Source organism: Paenibacillus humicus NBRC 102415 (assembly GCF_004000905.1).
GTDB lineage: Bacteria > Bacillota > Bacilli > Paenibacillales > Paenibacillaceae > Paenibacillus_O > Paenibacillus_O humicus.
In genome coordinates this window covers 1-13543 of record NZ_BIMD01000056.1, presented here as the reverse complement: position 1 = coordinate 13543, position 13543 = coordinate 1, and the positions used below count along the sequence as shown (strand labels likewise).

General features: G+C 61.7%; 9 protein-coding genes. 3 read left to right on the top strand and 6 right to left on the bottom strand.

Annotation, left to right across the window (positions count from 1 at the left end):
• Positions 1 to 16: 16 nt before the first annotated feature.
• From PHU01S_RS22500 to PHU01S_RS22490, 3 genes are all read right to left on the bottom strand, one after another.
• Positions 17 to 544 (bottom strand): hypothetical protein, encoded by a 528-nt coding sequence (locus PHU01S_RS22500; RefSeq protein ID WP_021879501.1) that lies wholly within the window; start codon positions 542 to 544, stop codon positions 17 to 19.
• 131 nt (positions 545 to 675) lie between these two features.
• A complete protein-coding gene (locus PHU01S_RS22495; RefSeq protein ID WP_021879502.1) occupies positions 676 to 1092 on the bottom strand; it encodes a DUF350 domain-containing protein in 417 nt (138 codons plus the stop codon).
• A gap of 76 nt (positions 1093 to 1168) precedes the next feature.
• Positions 1169 to 3532, bottom strand: a complete 2364-nt coding sequence (locus PHU01S_RS22490; RefSeq protein ID WP_048747441.1) for an endonuclease MutS2 — start codon at positions 3530 to 3532, stop codon at positions 1169 to 1171.
• A 151-nt stretch (positions 3533 to 3683) separates the two neighbouring features.
• Here PHU01S_RS22490 and PHU01S_RS22485 point away from each other — a divergent pair, with 151 nt between their 5' ends.
• Positions 3684 to 4043, top strand: a complete 360-nt coding sequence (locus PHU01S_RS22485; protein WP_021879504.1) for a phage holin family protein — start codon at positions 3684 to 3686, stop codon at positions 4041 to 4043.
• Positions 4044 to 4194: 151 nt separating this feature from the next.
• Entirely contained in the window at positions 4195 to 4578 is a 384-nt protein-coding gene (locus tag PHU01S_RS22480) for a cupredoxin domain-containing protein (RefSeq protein ID WP_048747421.1), read from the top strand.
• Positions 4579 to 4728: 150 nt separating this feature from the next.
• On the opposite strand, the gene zapA is transcribed toward PHU01S_RS22480, so the two are convergent.
• From zapA to pheS, 3 genes are all read right to left on the bottom strand, one after another.
• On the bottom strand, positions 4729 to 7548 hold the full coding sequence (gene zapA / locus PHU01S_RS22475) for a cell division protein ZapA (RefSeq protein WP_164763160.1): 2820 nt from the start codon (positions 7546 to 7548) through the stop codon (positions 4729 to 4731).
• Between the two features lie 412 nt (positions 7549 to 7960).
• Entirely contained in the window at positions 7961 to 10402 is a 2442-nt protein-coding gene (gene pheT, locus PHU01S_RS22470; protein WP_127510057.1) for a phenylalanine--tRNA ligase subunit beta, read from the bottom strand.
• A gap of 13 nt (positions 10403 to 10415) precedes the next feature.
• Positions 10416 to 11450, bottom strand: a complete 1035-nt coding sequence (gene pheS / locus PHU01S_RS22465; RefSeq protein ID WP_021881538.1) for a phenylalanine--tRNA ligase subunit alpha — start codon at positions 11448 to 11450, stop codon at positions 10416 to 10418.
• Between the two features lie 844 nt (positions 11451 to 12294).
• On the opposite strand from pheS, the gene mraY reads away from it, so the two are divergent.
• On the top strand, positions 12295 to 13245 hold the full coding sequence (gene mraY, locus PHU01S_RS22460) for a phospho-N-acetylmuramoyl-pentapeptide-transferase (protein ID WP_174806396.1): 951 nt from the start codon (positions 12295 to 12297) through the stop codon (positions 13243 to 13245).
• Positions 13246 to 13543: the final 298 nt, after the last annotated feature.

Here is a 13543-nt window from a genome sequence, read left to right as displayed (position 1 = left end):
CGCATAAACAGCAGGATCAGCTTTCCTCGCCGAGCGCGGAAGTCAGGAAGCCCCTGGCATCGCGGTCAAGCTTGAAGGACACTTCATGGCAAGCCGGGCAGACGTAGACCTGCAGGCCCGGCGACGGCGGGAGGAGCGGCTTTTTCAGTGCCGGCGGCGCGGCCGGCTCGAATGGAGCCAGCGGCTGCGTGCCGCCGAACAGCATGTACTCTCTGCAGGACGGACATTCCGGCATCTCCTCCTGATCGTCCATGATCCGTTGGATCTTCTCGTCGGCCAGCAGCCAGGAACGAGGCCTGCCTCCTCCGGCCCAGCCCGTGTCGTCGCCGGCCTCGTCAGCATCCCAGTCCGAAGCTTCGTCATCCTCGGCCTCTGCCGCTTCCGGTGCGGCGTCATCGTTCTCGCCCAGCTTCAACGTCCGGTATCCGGTCAGCTCGTTCTCGCAATGAGGGCAGTACTCTTCCGGACCGATCTCCTCATCCCATACGATCTCGGTCGAGCACCAGGGGCAGATCAAGCCTGTTTCCTGCGTTTCCTTGCTCATCGGCTCCGTCTCCTTCCGTCAATTCAAATAGATGATACCCAAAACAAAAAACAATACCGCAAGCACGGCCAGCGTGCCCCATAAATATTTCATCCCAAGCCCTCCGCTGCTTATGCCTCGCAAATCGGCTTCTATATCGTTCCTCCGATCACGAAGGAAATGGAGACGGATATGACCATGGCGATGAATCCGACCGCGCGGTTATCCTTCCTGATTTCCTCGTCGATCCGGAATACCGGAGTCAGAAACTCGAACAGAAAGTAGGCGAGAAGCAATATGATAAACCCGTATGCGCCCCAAAGCAAGCCCGCATAGATGGAATCCCCCGCATTGGCGGAAAAACGGAAAATATTGCAGATGCCGAATATTTTTCCGCCGGTCGCGAACGCAACCGCCATATTGCCTTTGCGGATTTCATCCCAGCATTTATACTTCGCGACCCATTCGAACAAGGATAAAAACAGGATCAAAGCCATGATGGCTATGGATACATAAATCAGGGAGGAAAAGTACTCGTTGCGAAGCAGAACATCGACAATTTTGTCCATTCCTGCACCTCCTGCCTGCCTGCCTGCCTTTGGTTCAATACGGCGCTTTTCCTTGGGCCGCCGAAGCCGCGGAGGCCTACTTCAGTTCCGCCACGGTCACTCCCGATCCGCCCTCGCCATAGTTGCCCAGACGATAGCTCTTCACAAGCTTGTGGCGGCGCAGGAAATCCTGAATTCCCGTCCGCAGCACTCCCGTTCCCTTGCCATGGATAATGTACACCTGGCCCATCCCCGACAAGAACGACTCGTCCAGGAACCGGTCCACTTCGATGATGGATTCATCCAGATTGCTGCCCCTGAGGTCGAGCTCCATTTTCACGCTGTCGTCACGGGTGCGCTTGAGCGTAGCCGAAGCTTTGGGCGGCTGCGTCTTCGGAGCCGGAGCCTGCTTCACGAGCTCCAGATCGTCTTTCTTGACCTTCATCTTGAGGATGCCAAGCTGCACGGTAGCTTCGCCCCCGGACATGTCGACGACGTAGCCCTTCTGATTCAGGCTGTGCACGATAACCTCGTCCCCGGGACCGATGCTGCGGCCGGCTTCCGCTTTCTTGCGGGCGGCCTGCTTCCGGACAAGCTCCGGAGAAGCCTCCTCCAGCCGCTTGCGGGCTTCGGTCAGCTTATGGTCCTTGACCGCCGCTCCTTCTTCCTTGGCGAGCTGGCGCAGCTCCGAGATGATTTCCTCCGCTTCGCGCCTCGCCTTGGCCACGGCGAGCCGGGCTTCTTCCTGGGCTTTGGCCAGCATCCGGTCCCGCTGCTCCTCGAAGCGCCTAAGCTCCTGGTCGTACAGGCTGCGCTCCTCTTCGAGCTCTCTGCGAAGAGCTTCAGCCTGTCCGCGCTCCGCTTCGGCGCTTTGGCGGTCCCGCTCGAGCGAAGCGATCATGCTTTCTACGCGGAGATCGTCTTCGCTGACCTCGCCACGGGCCTGCTGGATAATGCCTTTGTCGAGGCCGAGCCTCTCGGCAATGGCGAACGCATTGCTTCGGCCCGGCACCCCGACCAGAAGGCGATAGGTCGGGCTCAAGGTCGCGATATCGAATTCCATGCTCGCGTTGATGAGTCCTTCGCGGTTGTACGCATAGGCTTTCAGCTCGCTGTAGTGGGTCGTGGCCAGCATCCGGGCGCCTGACCGGTGGATATGGTCGAGAATGGCGATGGCGAGCGCGGAGCCTTCCGCAGGATCCGTGCCGGCGCCAAGCTCGTCGAGCAGCACCAGGCTGTCCGACGTCATGCGTCCGAGAATGCGAATGATGTTGGTCATGTGGCTGGAGAACGTGCTGAGGCTCTGCTCGATGCTCTGCTCGTCGCCGATATCGGCATAGATGGCGTCGAAGACGCAAAGCTCCGTACTGTCGTCGGCCGGTACGAACAATCCCGACATCGCCATCAGGCTGAGCAGGCCGACCGTCTTGAGCGCGACCGTCTTGCCTCCCGTATTGGGACCCGTAACGATGATGCCGGTATGGCTTCCTCCCATCTCCAGATCGAGAGGCACAGCCTTGTCCCGCTCGATCAACGGATGGCGTCCCCGCCGGATGCGCAAATACCCGTTGCCGTTCATCGCCGGACGCTCGGCCCGCATGCCGTGCGCAAGCACGGCTTTGGCGAAGGCGAAATCCAGCTGCGCAAGCAGATCGTGGTTGATGGCCAGATCCTCGGCCGCTTCGGCCGCCTCGGCGGTCAGCTTCTGAAGGATGCGCTCGATCTCGCGCGCTTCCGCAGCCTTGACCTCCCTCAGCTTGTTGTTCATCGCGACGACTGCCTCCGGCTCGATGAACAGCGTCGCGCCGGAATTGGACTGGTCATGGACGATGCCGCCGAAGTGAGAGCGGTATTCCTGCTTCACCGGGATGACATAGCGGTCTCCCCGCAGCGTGATCAGGCTGTCCTGAAGCATCTTCTGAACGGAGGAGGAGCGCAGCATCGATTCAAGCTTCTCCCTTACCTTGCCTTCGCCCTGGCGCAGCTCCCGGCGGATCTGGGCCAGCTCGCTGCTGGCGCTGTCGAGGACATGGCCGTCCTCGTCGATGCAGGCGAAAATCGAGTCCTCAAGCTCCTTGCGCGGATAAATGCCATCGGCGACATGCTCCAGCAGAGGAATCGGATGATCTTCATGCACATGCAGGATATGGCTTCGGACCCTGCGGGCTCCTCTGGCGGTCAGCGCCGTTTCCAGCAGCTCCGCCGAGCTCAGCGTTCCTCCGATGACCGCCCGCTTGAGATGGGCCCGGATGTCGGCGATGCCGCGGAACGGGCCTGTTCCCTTCAGGCGGTATGCCGCTGCCGCTTCCTCGGTAGCTTGGAGAGAGCGCTCGACATCGGAAAGCTCCGAGGAGGGAGCGAGCTCTTCGGCCAGGCGGCGGCCCATCGGAGTCGATGTATGTTGAAGTAGTTGGTCGATGATTTTGGCATATTCGAGTGTATGCAGGATTTTGCTGTCCACGAGCGTCATGCAGCTCCTTTCAACGTCATTATACCGGAAGCGGGGAATCCGCGCACGCAGGTCAAATCGGCTATACATGAAATAGCCCGAAAACATCCACACTAGGAGCGAAGGCTGAGTTCAAACTTCAATTCACTAAGGAGGTACCCGCATGAGCTTTTTAGGACATGTCGTTCGTTTTATCGTCGCGGCCATCGTTCTGATGCTGGTGGGTTACATCGTTCCCCAGTTTGCCGTAGGCGGATTCTGGAGCGCTTTGATGCTGGCTCTGGTCATCGCTCTGCTTGGATGGGTCGTCGAAGGCATCTTCGGCAAAAGAGTGACCCCCTTTGGACGCGGCATCGTCGGCTTCATCGCGAGCGTCGTCGTCATCTGGCTGGCCCAATTCATTGTCGGAGGAGTAGCCGTGACCTGGCTCGGCGCCATTCTGGCCGCGCTGGTCATCGGGATTATCGATCTCTTCATTCCGACGCCTTTCGATGCCGGCCGCAACAAGAAAGAGCATCATTGAACGCAGGCACGGAACGGAGCCGGCAACTGCTCCTTTCGTGCCTCTACATATGTCATTTTTTGTTCAAACCCTGTCCGGCATACTCATTTCATCCCATTTCCAAATTCGTTATGATAGATAGAAGACAATCCGAAAGGGGACAACCACTGTCATGTTGCATAAATGGGGAAGAAAGCTGCCGCTCGCGGCAGCCATGGCCGTACTTCTCGTTGCGCTTACCGCATGCGGCTCCGGCGCCAGCAATTCCGCCTCCACGACGGAGGACTCGACTCCAGCCTCCCAGGAGGTCGTCGTCAAGGCCACCAATTACAAGTTCGACCAGCAGACATACGAAGTGAAAAAAGGCGAGCCGGTACGGATCAAGGTCGAAACCGACGGCATCCACGGCATCAAGGTCGCCAACACGGATATTGCCTTGAAAGCCGGACAATCGAAGGTATATACCATCAATGATGCCGGCGAATATGAAATTGTCTGCAGCATCCCGTGCGGACCCGGCCACGAAAAAATGCGCGCGGTTCTCAAGGTCCAGTAAGATTACGCCCATCAAGGGGCATCGTTCCTGATTATGCAGCCGGCTTGATTTTTGCCGGCATGCAAAAAACCGTCTCGGCTGCCGCAAGCGGCAAGGAGACGGTTTTTTTTTTGGCTGCAGTGAAGTTCGCGCAGGCGCCGCAAAAGCCTGTCAGCTCTGTTCGATCAGCTCGATCCATTCATTGTACTCCGTCTGCAGCTTGGAATATTCGCTGCGGAGCTTTTCATGCTCGATCTTCAGCCGCTCATGGGATTCGGCCAGCCGCTCGTTCTCCGTATGGAGGTGGCTGATGCCGTCGCGATGGTCCGAACGCTCCGCCTCCAGCTCCTGCAGGACGCTCTCCAGCCGCTCAAGGGCTGATCCCGATGCCGCAGCCTCCTGGCGGGCACGCTCTATCTCCCGCCGCAGCTCGGCTTCCGTGCCGGATTGCTCCTCCTGCTCTTCGGCCAGCTGTCTAAGCTGATCTTCGCGCTGAGCAGCCAGCTGCTGCAGCTCCCGCAGCTTGTCCTCCAGCTGGAGCATCCGCTCCCCGGCCGCACGCTGTGAAGCCTCCCGCTCCGCTTCCGCCTGGGCCGACCGTTCCGCGGCCTGCCGCTCCAAGGATTCGGCGCGCGCTTGGGCGTTACGGAGCTCCTCCAGCAATCCGCTTACGCGGCCCTGATGGCCTTGCTCGACTTGCGCAAGGCGATCCTCGGCTGCCGCCAGCTTCGCTTGCAGCTCCTCCAGCCGACCGCGGGCGAGATCCAGATCCTGCTGGGTGCCGCGGAGCTGGGCTTGCGATGCCTCGAGCAGCCGGCCCCGCGCCTCCTCCTGCTCCAGCACGGAGTAGAGATGCTCCTCGGCGTCGCTAATCCTCTTGCTCCATTCCTCCTGCAGCGCAGCATTGGAGGCGGCCGCCTCTCTAAGCCGCTTTTCCAGCTCGCTCCGCTCCTCCGCCCAGACTTCCGCGCTGCGAAGAAGCTCCCCTTGGCGGGCCTCCTCCAGCTTTTTAAGCTCCGACTCCCATTGGTCGCGGTTCCGGGAATGGCTCTCCTCCAGCTTCGCGGCCTTGGCTTCCGCCCTGAAGGCGTCCTCTCCCGCACGCGCGGCTGCCGCTTCCGCCGCGGCAAGCTTCTCGTCCGCAGCTGCGGACGACAGCCTCATCTCCTCGCGCATCCGCGCCGCCTCGGCTGCCGCTTCTTGTCTTACGCGCTCAAGCTCCGCCTCGGCGTCCTTCGAGCGCTCCAGCTCCCTGCGCTCGGCGGCTTCCTTCACATGCTCAATCTCCCGCGCTGCGCGCTCCAGCGATTCCCTGAGCTCGCTTGCCGCAGCTTCCCGCTCGGCCGAGGACGCCAGGCGCAGACGTTCCAGCTCGGCCTCGAGAGAGGCCGTCCGCTCGCGCAGCCGCGCTTCAGCGTCGATACGGGCCTGCTCCGCCTCCTGGAGCAAAGCTTCCGCAGCGGCCGACGCCTCGCCAAGCTCGCGCTCATGCTGCTTGCGCAGCTCAGCCTCGCGCGCCTGCATTGCCGCTTCCGCCTCGGCCGCCGCCTGACTGCGCTCGCTCTCATAGCGCTTGCGCAGCTGCTCCTCGCGCTCGCGAAGCGCCGCCTCGGCAGCGGCTGCCGCCTCGCTATGCCGGCTCTCAAGCTCCAGCCGCAGCTGCGCCTCGCGTTCCTGCATTGCCGCTTCCGCAGCGGCCGACGCTTCTGCGAGAAGCGCCTCATGGCGCTCCTCCAGCTTCGCCGCCTCGCTGCGCCAATCGGCCTCCCGGCCGGCAAGCGCGCCGTCCATCTCCGCTCTCATTCGCGCGCGCAGCTGCTCCAGCTCGCTCTCCTTGCCCTTGCGCTCGGCGAGCAGCTTCTCCTCCAGAGCGCTCACCTGCTCGCGATACAGCTTCTCGCGCGCCGCCAGCTCCTCCTGATGCTGCTGCTGCAAAGCCTCCCTCTCCTGCTCGCGCTCGCGGCACTCCGCTTCGTACAGCTGTTCAAGCTCGGCGCGCTCCACGGCGCGCGCATCCGCCTCGCGGTCGTACAGCTCCTGCAGCTCCGCGACTTTCTGCTGCAAGGAGCTTTCGAGGCTCCTCATCTCGGAGGCGAACCTGGCTTCCCGCTCCTCGATCTGTGCGGCGTGAGCCTCGTCGAGCTCGCGTCGCTGCTCCTCGAAGCGAGCCGCAGCTGCTGCCCGCTCGCTTTCCAGCAGTTCCTCGAGCTCTCGCCTGGACTCCTCAAGCTGCGTCTGAAGAAGCTTGCGCTCGCGCTCCAAGCCTTCCTTCAGCGCCGAGCTTTCCGCCGCATACCGGCTCGCCGACTGCTCCAGCGCCGCAGCGTGAGCCTCTTCGCGCTCCTGGGACTCCTCCTCGTACATCCGCTCCCATTCCTTGCGCTCCGACTCCAGCAAGCGGGCCGCTTCGCCGCGTTCGCTCTCATGCTGCCGCTCGCGCTCCTCGATCTCGCCGCGATGCGCCCTTACGAGCTCCTCGCGCTCAGCCAGCCAACGCTCCTCAAGCCGGGCGGCGGCCTCGGAGCCTTCGCGCTCCAGGCGCAGCGTCTCTTCCTTGACGGCGGCCTGTACGGCTCCGAGCCTTTCCTCCGCTTCGCTGCGCATTGCCCGCTCGGCTTCTTCCCGTTCGCTCAGCAGCTGATCGAGGCGCGACCTGGACTCCTCCTCGCGCCGCTTCATCTCCTCCTGCATGCCCTCGACCGAAGCCTGGGCCTTCTCAAGCTCTCCGACAAGCGTTTTGCGCAGGCTCTGCTCTTCCTTCAGCAGGTCGCTGTCGCTGCGCAGCCGGAACACATCCTCCGCCATATGCACCGCCGCCAGCACAGCCAGCCTCGGCATGTCCAGTCTCGGATAGCCTTTCGCCAGCTTATGCATGTTCTCGTCGACGAGAGCCGCCACCCGGCGGATATAGTCGACGCTGGAGTGGCCTGTGAGTTTATATTGATGTCCGTATATATCCACCGTTACTTTCAAGCGATCGGCTTCCTTCAAGGCGGTATCCTCCCGTTGTTGTACGGCTGTGCTCCCGATGGCTGCCAGCGGCGGCGAAACGCTCCCGAGGAACAGGAGCTCCTGTCTTCGGCGGTGCGGGGCATCGGTGCAAGCCTCTATATTAAGGCCCGGTGACGGGCGATGGTTCAATGTTCATGCGGTTCATGCGGTTCAAGCGGTTCCGAAAGTCCAGCCATTCGTCTGTTCCTTTGGACCTATCGCTGGAAGTCGAACCGATCTGTGCTGCTCGTTATGTAGCGATTGCTCGATCCATATATTCCTATCGCAAAAACTCTATTTCCTTACGACGATCAAAACCCTCAAAAGGCTTCCGCATCCGCTGCTCAAAGGAAAAACCGCATCCGCAGTCCTCTTTGGGGACTACTTCGATGCGGCTTTACGCGTTTCCTGCCTATTTCCGCAATTCAGCGGAGAAAGATTGTTCCAATTCGGCGACGGCCTTGGCATGCAGCCCGGCGACCTCTTCGTCCGTCATCGTGCGCTCCGGATGGCGGTAGACGAGCGACAGCGCGACGCTCTTGCGTCCGGCGCCGAGCTTCTCGCCCGTGTAGACGTCGAAGACACGGACGGACTCAAGCAGCTCGCCGGCCGCTTCCTTCACCGCTGCCGTGAGAGCAGCCGCCGGAACGCCCGCATCTACCGTGACGGCGATGTCGCGCTCCGCGGCCGGATACCTCGGCAGCGTGCGGTAGACGATGGAACGGTCCGCGGCGTCGTACAGAACGTCGAGATCGATCTCGGCGACGAAGGTATCGTCCAGATCCTCCGCCTGCTGGGCTTCCGGATGAAGCTGGCCGACGTATCCGATCGTCTGCTCGCCGAGCTCCGTATGCAGCTTGACGGCAGCAGTCCGGCCGGGATGCAGATGCTCCGGCGAGTCCGCTTCGTAGGTGACGGAGCCGCTCAGGCCGAGCGCGGCGAATACCGATTCCAGCACGCCTTTGGCGTCGTAGAAATCAGCCTTTTGCGCTTTCCGGTTCCAGGAAGCTCCGCGCAGGGCGCCTGTGAGCAGCACGGCCAGGCGATGCTTCTCGTGAGGCAGAGCCGTGAGCGCCTCTTCGTCGGTATGGAAGACCGTGCCGATTTCGAATACGGCGAGGTCCGGATTTTTGCGGTTCCGGTTGTACGTCGCCGTCTCCAGCAGCTGAGGCAGCAGTGAGGTGCGCAGGACGCTCCGATCCTCGCTCATCGGCATGGCGAGACGGATCGGGCGCGAGCTCCCTCCAAGCGCAGGGAACAGCTCCGTTCGGGCCGGGGATGTGAACGAATAGTTGATCACTTCGCTCAGGCCTGCATCGGAGAGCCGGCGCCGCAGCTCGCGGCGGATCGCCTGGGAAGCCGTCAAAGCGCCCGGCGTCGTGTCGCCGTGGATCGGCGTCGTCGGAATGTTGTCGTAGCCGTACAGACGCGCGACTTCCTCGATCAGGTCCACATCGCGGGAAATATCGCCGCGGCGGGTCGGGACCTCCACCTTGACGGCCGAGCCGTCCGCCGAAATCTCGGAGCCGAAGCCGAGGCGGCCGAAGATCGTCTGGATCTCGAGCTTGGCAATCTCCGTTCCAAGATAGGCATTGATCCGATCCAGGCCGACCGTGATGACGATCGGTTCCGCAGCCTTGACAACCTCCTGCACGATGCCGTCCGCTACGAGTCCCTGGCCGAGGCGGGCGATCAGCGAAGCCGCGCGGTCAAGCGCCGGGATGACCCGGGCCGGATCCACTTCCTTCTCAAAGCGCAGGCTCGATTCGGAGCGGAGGCCGAGCTGGCGGGATGTGCGGCGCACCGTCGAGCCGTCGAACTTCGCCGACTCCAGCACGATGTTGACCGTCTCATCCGTCACCTCGGAGTTCGCGCCGCCCATGACGCCGGCAAGCGCGACCGGCTTGTCGCGGTCCGCGATGACGAGCATATGGGGCTGCAGCGTCCGCTGCTGGCCGTCGAGCGTCTCCAGCGTCTCGCCTTCGCGGGCCAGACGCACGACGATGCTGCCGCCCGCCACTTGGTCCGCGTCGAAGGCATGCAGCGGCTGGCCGTACTCCAGCATGACGTAGTTCGTCACGTCGACGATGTTGTTGATCGGCCGCACGCCTGCCGCCATGAGGCGGTTCTGCAGCCAGAGCGGGGACGGAGCGACGTTGACGCCCTTGATGTAGCGGGCGCTGTAGTGGGAGCACAGCTCCGGAGCCTCGACGCTGACGGACAGATGGTCGGCGGCCTTCTCGGCAGCGGCGAACACGTCCTGCTCCGGCAGCTTGACCGGACGGCCGGTCAGAGCTCCGACCTCGTAAGCGACTCCGAGCAGGCTCAGCGCATCGGAGCGGTTCGGCGTCAGGTCGAGCTCCAGCACATGCGTGTCGAGGTCGAGAACCTCGCCGATCGGACGGCCCAGCTCCAGCTTGGGCAGCACGAGAATGCCTTCCTGCAGCTCCTTGGGCAGCAGCTTGTCGTTCAGGCCGAGCTCGCGGGCGGAGCAGATCATGCCCTGCGATTCGACGCCGCGCAGCTTCGCGCGCTTGATATTCAGTCCGCCCGGCAGCTTGGCTCCGACCGTGGCGACCGGCACATGCTGGCCGGCGTCGACGTTCGGCGCGCCGCAGACGATCTGCAGATCCTCTCCGGTGCCGACGTCGACCTTGCATACATTCAGCTTGTCGGCATCGGGATGTTTCGTCTTTTCTTTGACATAACCGACGACAACGCCGGCCACGCCCTTGTCCATCGGTTCGACCGCATCGATCTCGATGCCGCCGTCCGTCATTTTCTCGGCAAGCTCCTGCGGCGTGATGCCGCTCAGGTCGACGTAATCCTTCAGCCAGCTCGTAGATACTTTCATCGCTCGTTCCCCCTTACATTCTCGCGAACTGGCTCAGGAAGCGCAGATCATTGGTATAGAAATGACGAATGTCGTCAATGCCGTACTTCAGCAGCGCGATGCGCTCGATGCCCATGCCGAAGGCGAAGCCGCTGACTTCCTCCGGATCGTAGCCGCCCGCTTCAAGCACCTTCGGATGCACCATGCCGCAGCCGAGAATCTCGAGCCAGCCCGTCTGCTTGCACATCCGGCAGCCGCTGCCGCCGCACTGCGAGCAGGTGACGTCGACCTCGGCGCTCGGCTCGGTGAACGGGAAGAAGCTCGGGCGCAGTCGGATGCGGGCCTGACGGCCGAACATTTCCTGCACGAACTGGAGCAGCGTTCCCTTGAGATCGCTCATGCGGATGCCTTTGGCGACAACAAGGCCTTCGACCTGGTTGAACTGGAAGCTGTGCGTCGCATCGTCGTCGTCGCGGCGGTATACTTTGCCGGGGCAGATGACCTTGAGCGGAGTTTTGCCGCCGCTGGCCTTCATCGCGCGGATCTGCACAGGGGATGTCTGCGTGCGCATCAAGATGTCCTCGGTCACGTAGAAAGAGTCCTGCATATCGCGCGCCGGATGGTTTTTCGGCAGGTTGAGCGCCTCGAAGTTGTAGTAGTCGGTTTCGACTTCAGGTCCTTCCGCGATGGAATAACCGAGGCCGATGAAAATATCCTCGATCTCCTGCTGCACCTTCACGAGCGGATGGATCGCGCCCGTCGGCAGCCGGCTGCCCGGCAGCGACACGTCGATCGTCTCCGTGCGCAGCCGCGCATCCGTCTCGGCGCGGCGGTAAGCGGCGCCTTTCTCTTCCAGCACGGCCTCGATCGCGCCGCGCACATTGTTCGCGAGCTCTCCGATGACCGGACGCTCCTCGGCGCTCAGCGCGCCCATCCCGCGCAAAATTTCCGTCAGCGCGCCTTTTTTGCCCAAATACTTGATTCTGAGATCTCCCAGCTCCTGCGGGCCGGCTACCTTCTCCAGCTCCTGCAGCGCTTCGGCGCGCAGCGCCTCCAACCGTTCCTTCATGGCTCACATGCCTCCCTGATTAAACTCCTCGTCGAAACTCCACTAAAGAAAAATACAAAAAGGCCCTCTCTCCGCAAAGGGACGAAAGGACCGTGGTACCACCCTGATTCCAGCCTGCTTGCGGAATGGCCGCCCTATCCTGTGGATAGGTCGCCATGCCGTCTTGACGGATGAACGCTGTCTCTGTTCCTGACAGGGCCTTTTCCGCGTGGGCGGAAGAAACGCTGTCCTGCAACATGGACAGGAATCATGCCGCCCTGGCGCTTCATGCGCCCGGCTGCTCTTGCCGGATAACGGCCGGCTGACCGTAGCCTCCTACAGGCGCGGCCGGGGCCGTGCGTTCAGAGCTCCGCTCCGGAGTGAATTCGTCCATGCTGATTGCCCGGGGACGCTCTCAATCTGCGGCGTTCCCTCCCTGTGGATCAGGCCTGGCTTACTGGTCTCCATCGTAGCATTGGGGTTGATTAAGACAATTATGCCCTATTATATCCGGGAACAGACGCAGTTGCAACCCGGGCTCGCGCTTCCTCCGCTCACAAGGGCGCGGCTTGGGACGTCCGTTCGCGGGCGGGACTGCTTCCGTTTGGCATTTTCTTGCGTCTTCTGAATCGCTTCAGCCTCATTCTCCACTCCCCCCTGCCTGGATAATTTGATTGCTTGATCATTCTTGAAAAAGGATGGAAAATTAGGCTCAGCCCTCTGCAACAAGCTTAACGGCAGGGGCGTCAAACAATTGGATTCAGCGCATATCCAATACGAAGGCGGCATACATAGGAGTAGTTGTCCAGCCTGCCGGAATGCAAAAAAAGGCGAGTCGTTCGCCGGATGAAAGAGCGTGCGGAGAATGAATGGAATGCTTGGAGTTTCGGGATTGTCTTTCCTGCTGGTCGCGGCAGGCTCTCCGCTGCTCATCTGGACGCTGCAGAGCCTGAAGCTGACGCAGCCGATCCGGGCGGAGCTGCCCCCGGACCATCAGGCCAAGCGCGGGACTCCGCTGATGGCCGGTCTCATCCTGCTCATCGGCATCGTCATGTCCATGCAGTTCAAGGCGACGCCGATGATGCTCTTCCTCTGCTGGGCTTTCCTGCTGTTCAGTTCCATCGGCTTCATGGACGATTACCGCAAGGCGGCTTACCAGGATGCTGGAGGGATCTCGGGACGCGCCAAGCTCGTGCTTCAATTCGCTTTCGCCGGAACGCTGCTTTATGTCCTGTTCCGCTATTTTGGGCTGACCAGCGGGATCGCGCTGGTCCAAGGATTCGCGCTGCAGCTGCCCGCTGCCGTGTATATCGCCGTCATGCTGCTCTTCATCGTCGGATCGGCCAACGCGATCAACTTTACGGACGGGCTCGACGGCCTGCTGATCAATGCCGCGATTCCGACGTATTTTTTCTTCTTCGCCATATCCGAGCGGCCGGAAGTCCAGGCTTTCTCCCTCGTCATGATCGCCTGCCTGCTCGGGCTGCTTCTCTATAATATCCATCCGGCGAGAGCGTTCATGGGCGATACGGGGTCGCTCGCGATCGGCGGCTCCCTGTCTTTCCTGGCGGTTCTTGAAAAGGTCGAGATCCTTATTCCAATCCTGTTCTCGGTCTACCTGGCCGAGCAGCTGTCGGTCATCCTCCAGGTGTGGTATTACAAGCGCACCAAGCTTCGGTTGTTCCGAATGACCCCGATCCATTACCATTTCAGCCTGAAGTACGGCTGGAGCGAGAATCGGATCGTCATCGTGTTCGGCCTGATCTCCTGGCTGTCGGCTCTCGTCAGCTGGCTGCTGTGGAAATTTCTTCTTTAAGATGGAGCGGCAAAAAACCGCGAGCCGATGGATTCCGGCTCGCGGTTTTGTCTGAATCAGGGGGCTCTTCATGCTCTCCCTTGAACTTCGTTCATGGAAACATCGGGATTTGGGGGCTTGTCAGCCTTTCGCCCCGCGGCGGGCAAATGCGGCAATGACCGCCACCGCGCCGAGAACGAGAGCGGCGATCGACAAGTAGAGCGGCAAGCTGCTCTCCTTCTCAGCCGGAGCTGCCGCATGATCGGCGTCGGCCGGTGCCGGCGCCGCGGCAGGCTCCGTGCCTGCCGCGGCGCCGTGG

What these genes read in the sequence shown, in the direction of transcription:
- PHU01S_RS22495 (WP_021879502.1), bottom strand. Translation starts at nt 1,092, where the DNA reads ATGGACAAAATTGTCGATGTTCTGCTTCGCAACGAGTACTTTTCCTCC.
- PHU01S_RS22480 (WP_048747421.1), top strand. Translation starts at nt 4,195, where the DNA reads ATGTTGCATAAATGGGGAAGAAAGCTGCCGCTCGCGGCAGCCATGGCC.
- PHU01S_RS22500 (WP_021879501.1), bottom strand. Translation starts at nt 544, where the DNA reads ATGAGCAAGGAAACGCAGGAAACAGGCTTGATCTGCCCCTGGTGCTCG.
- mraY (WP_174806396.1), top strand. Translation starts at nt 12,295, where the DNA reads ATGAATGGAATGCTTGGAGTTTCGGGATTGTCTTTCCTGCTGGTCGCG.
- pheS (WP_021881538.1), bottom strand. Translation starts at nt 11,450, where the DNA reads ATGAAGGAACGGTTGGAGGCGCTGCGCGCCGAAGCGCTGCAGGAGCTG.
- PHU01S_RS22485 (WP_021879504.1), top strand. Translation starts at nt 3,684, where the DNA reads ATGAGCTTTTTAGGACATGTCGTTCGTTTTATCGTCGCGGCCATCGTT.
- pheT (WP_127510057.1), bottom strand. Translation starts at nt 10,402, where the DNA reads ATGAAAGTATCTACGAGCTGGCTGAAGGATTACGTCGACCTGAGCGGC.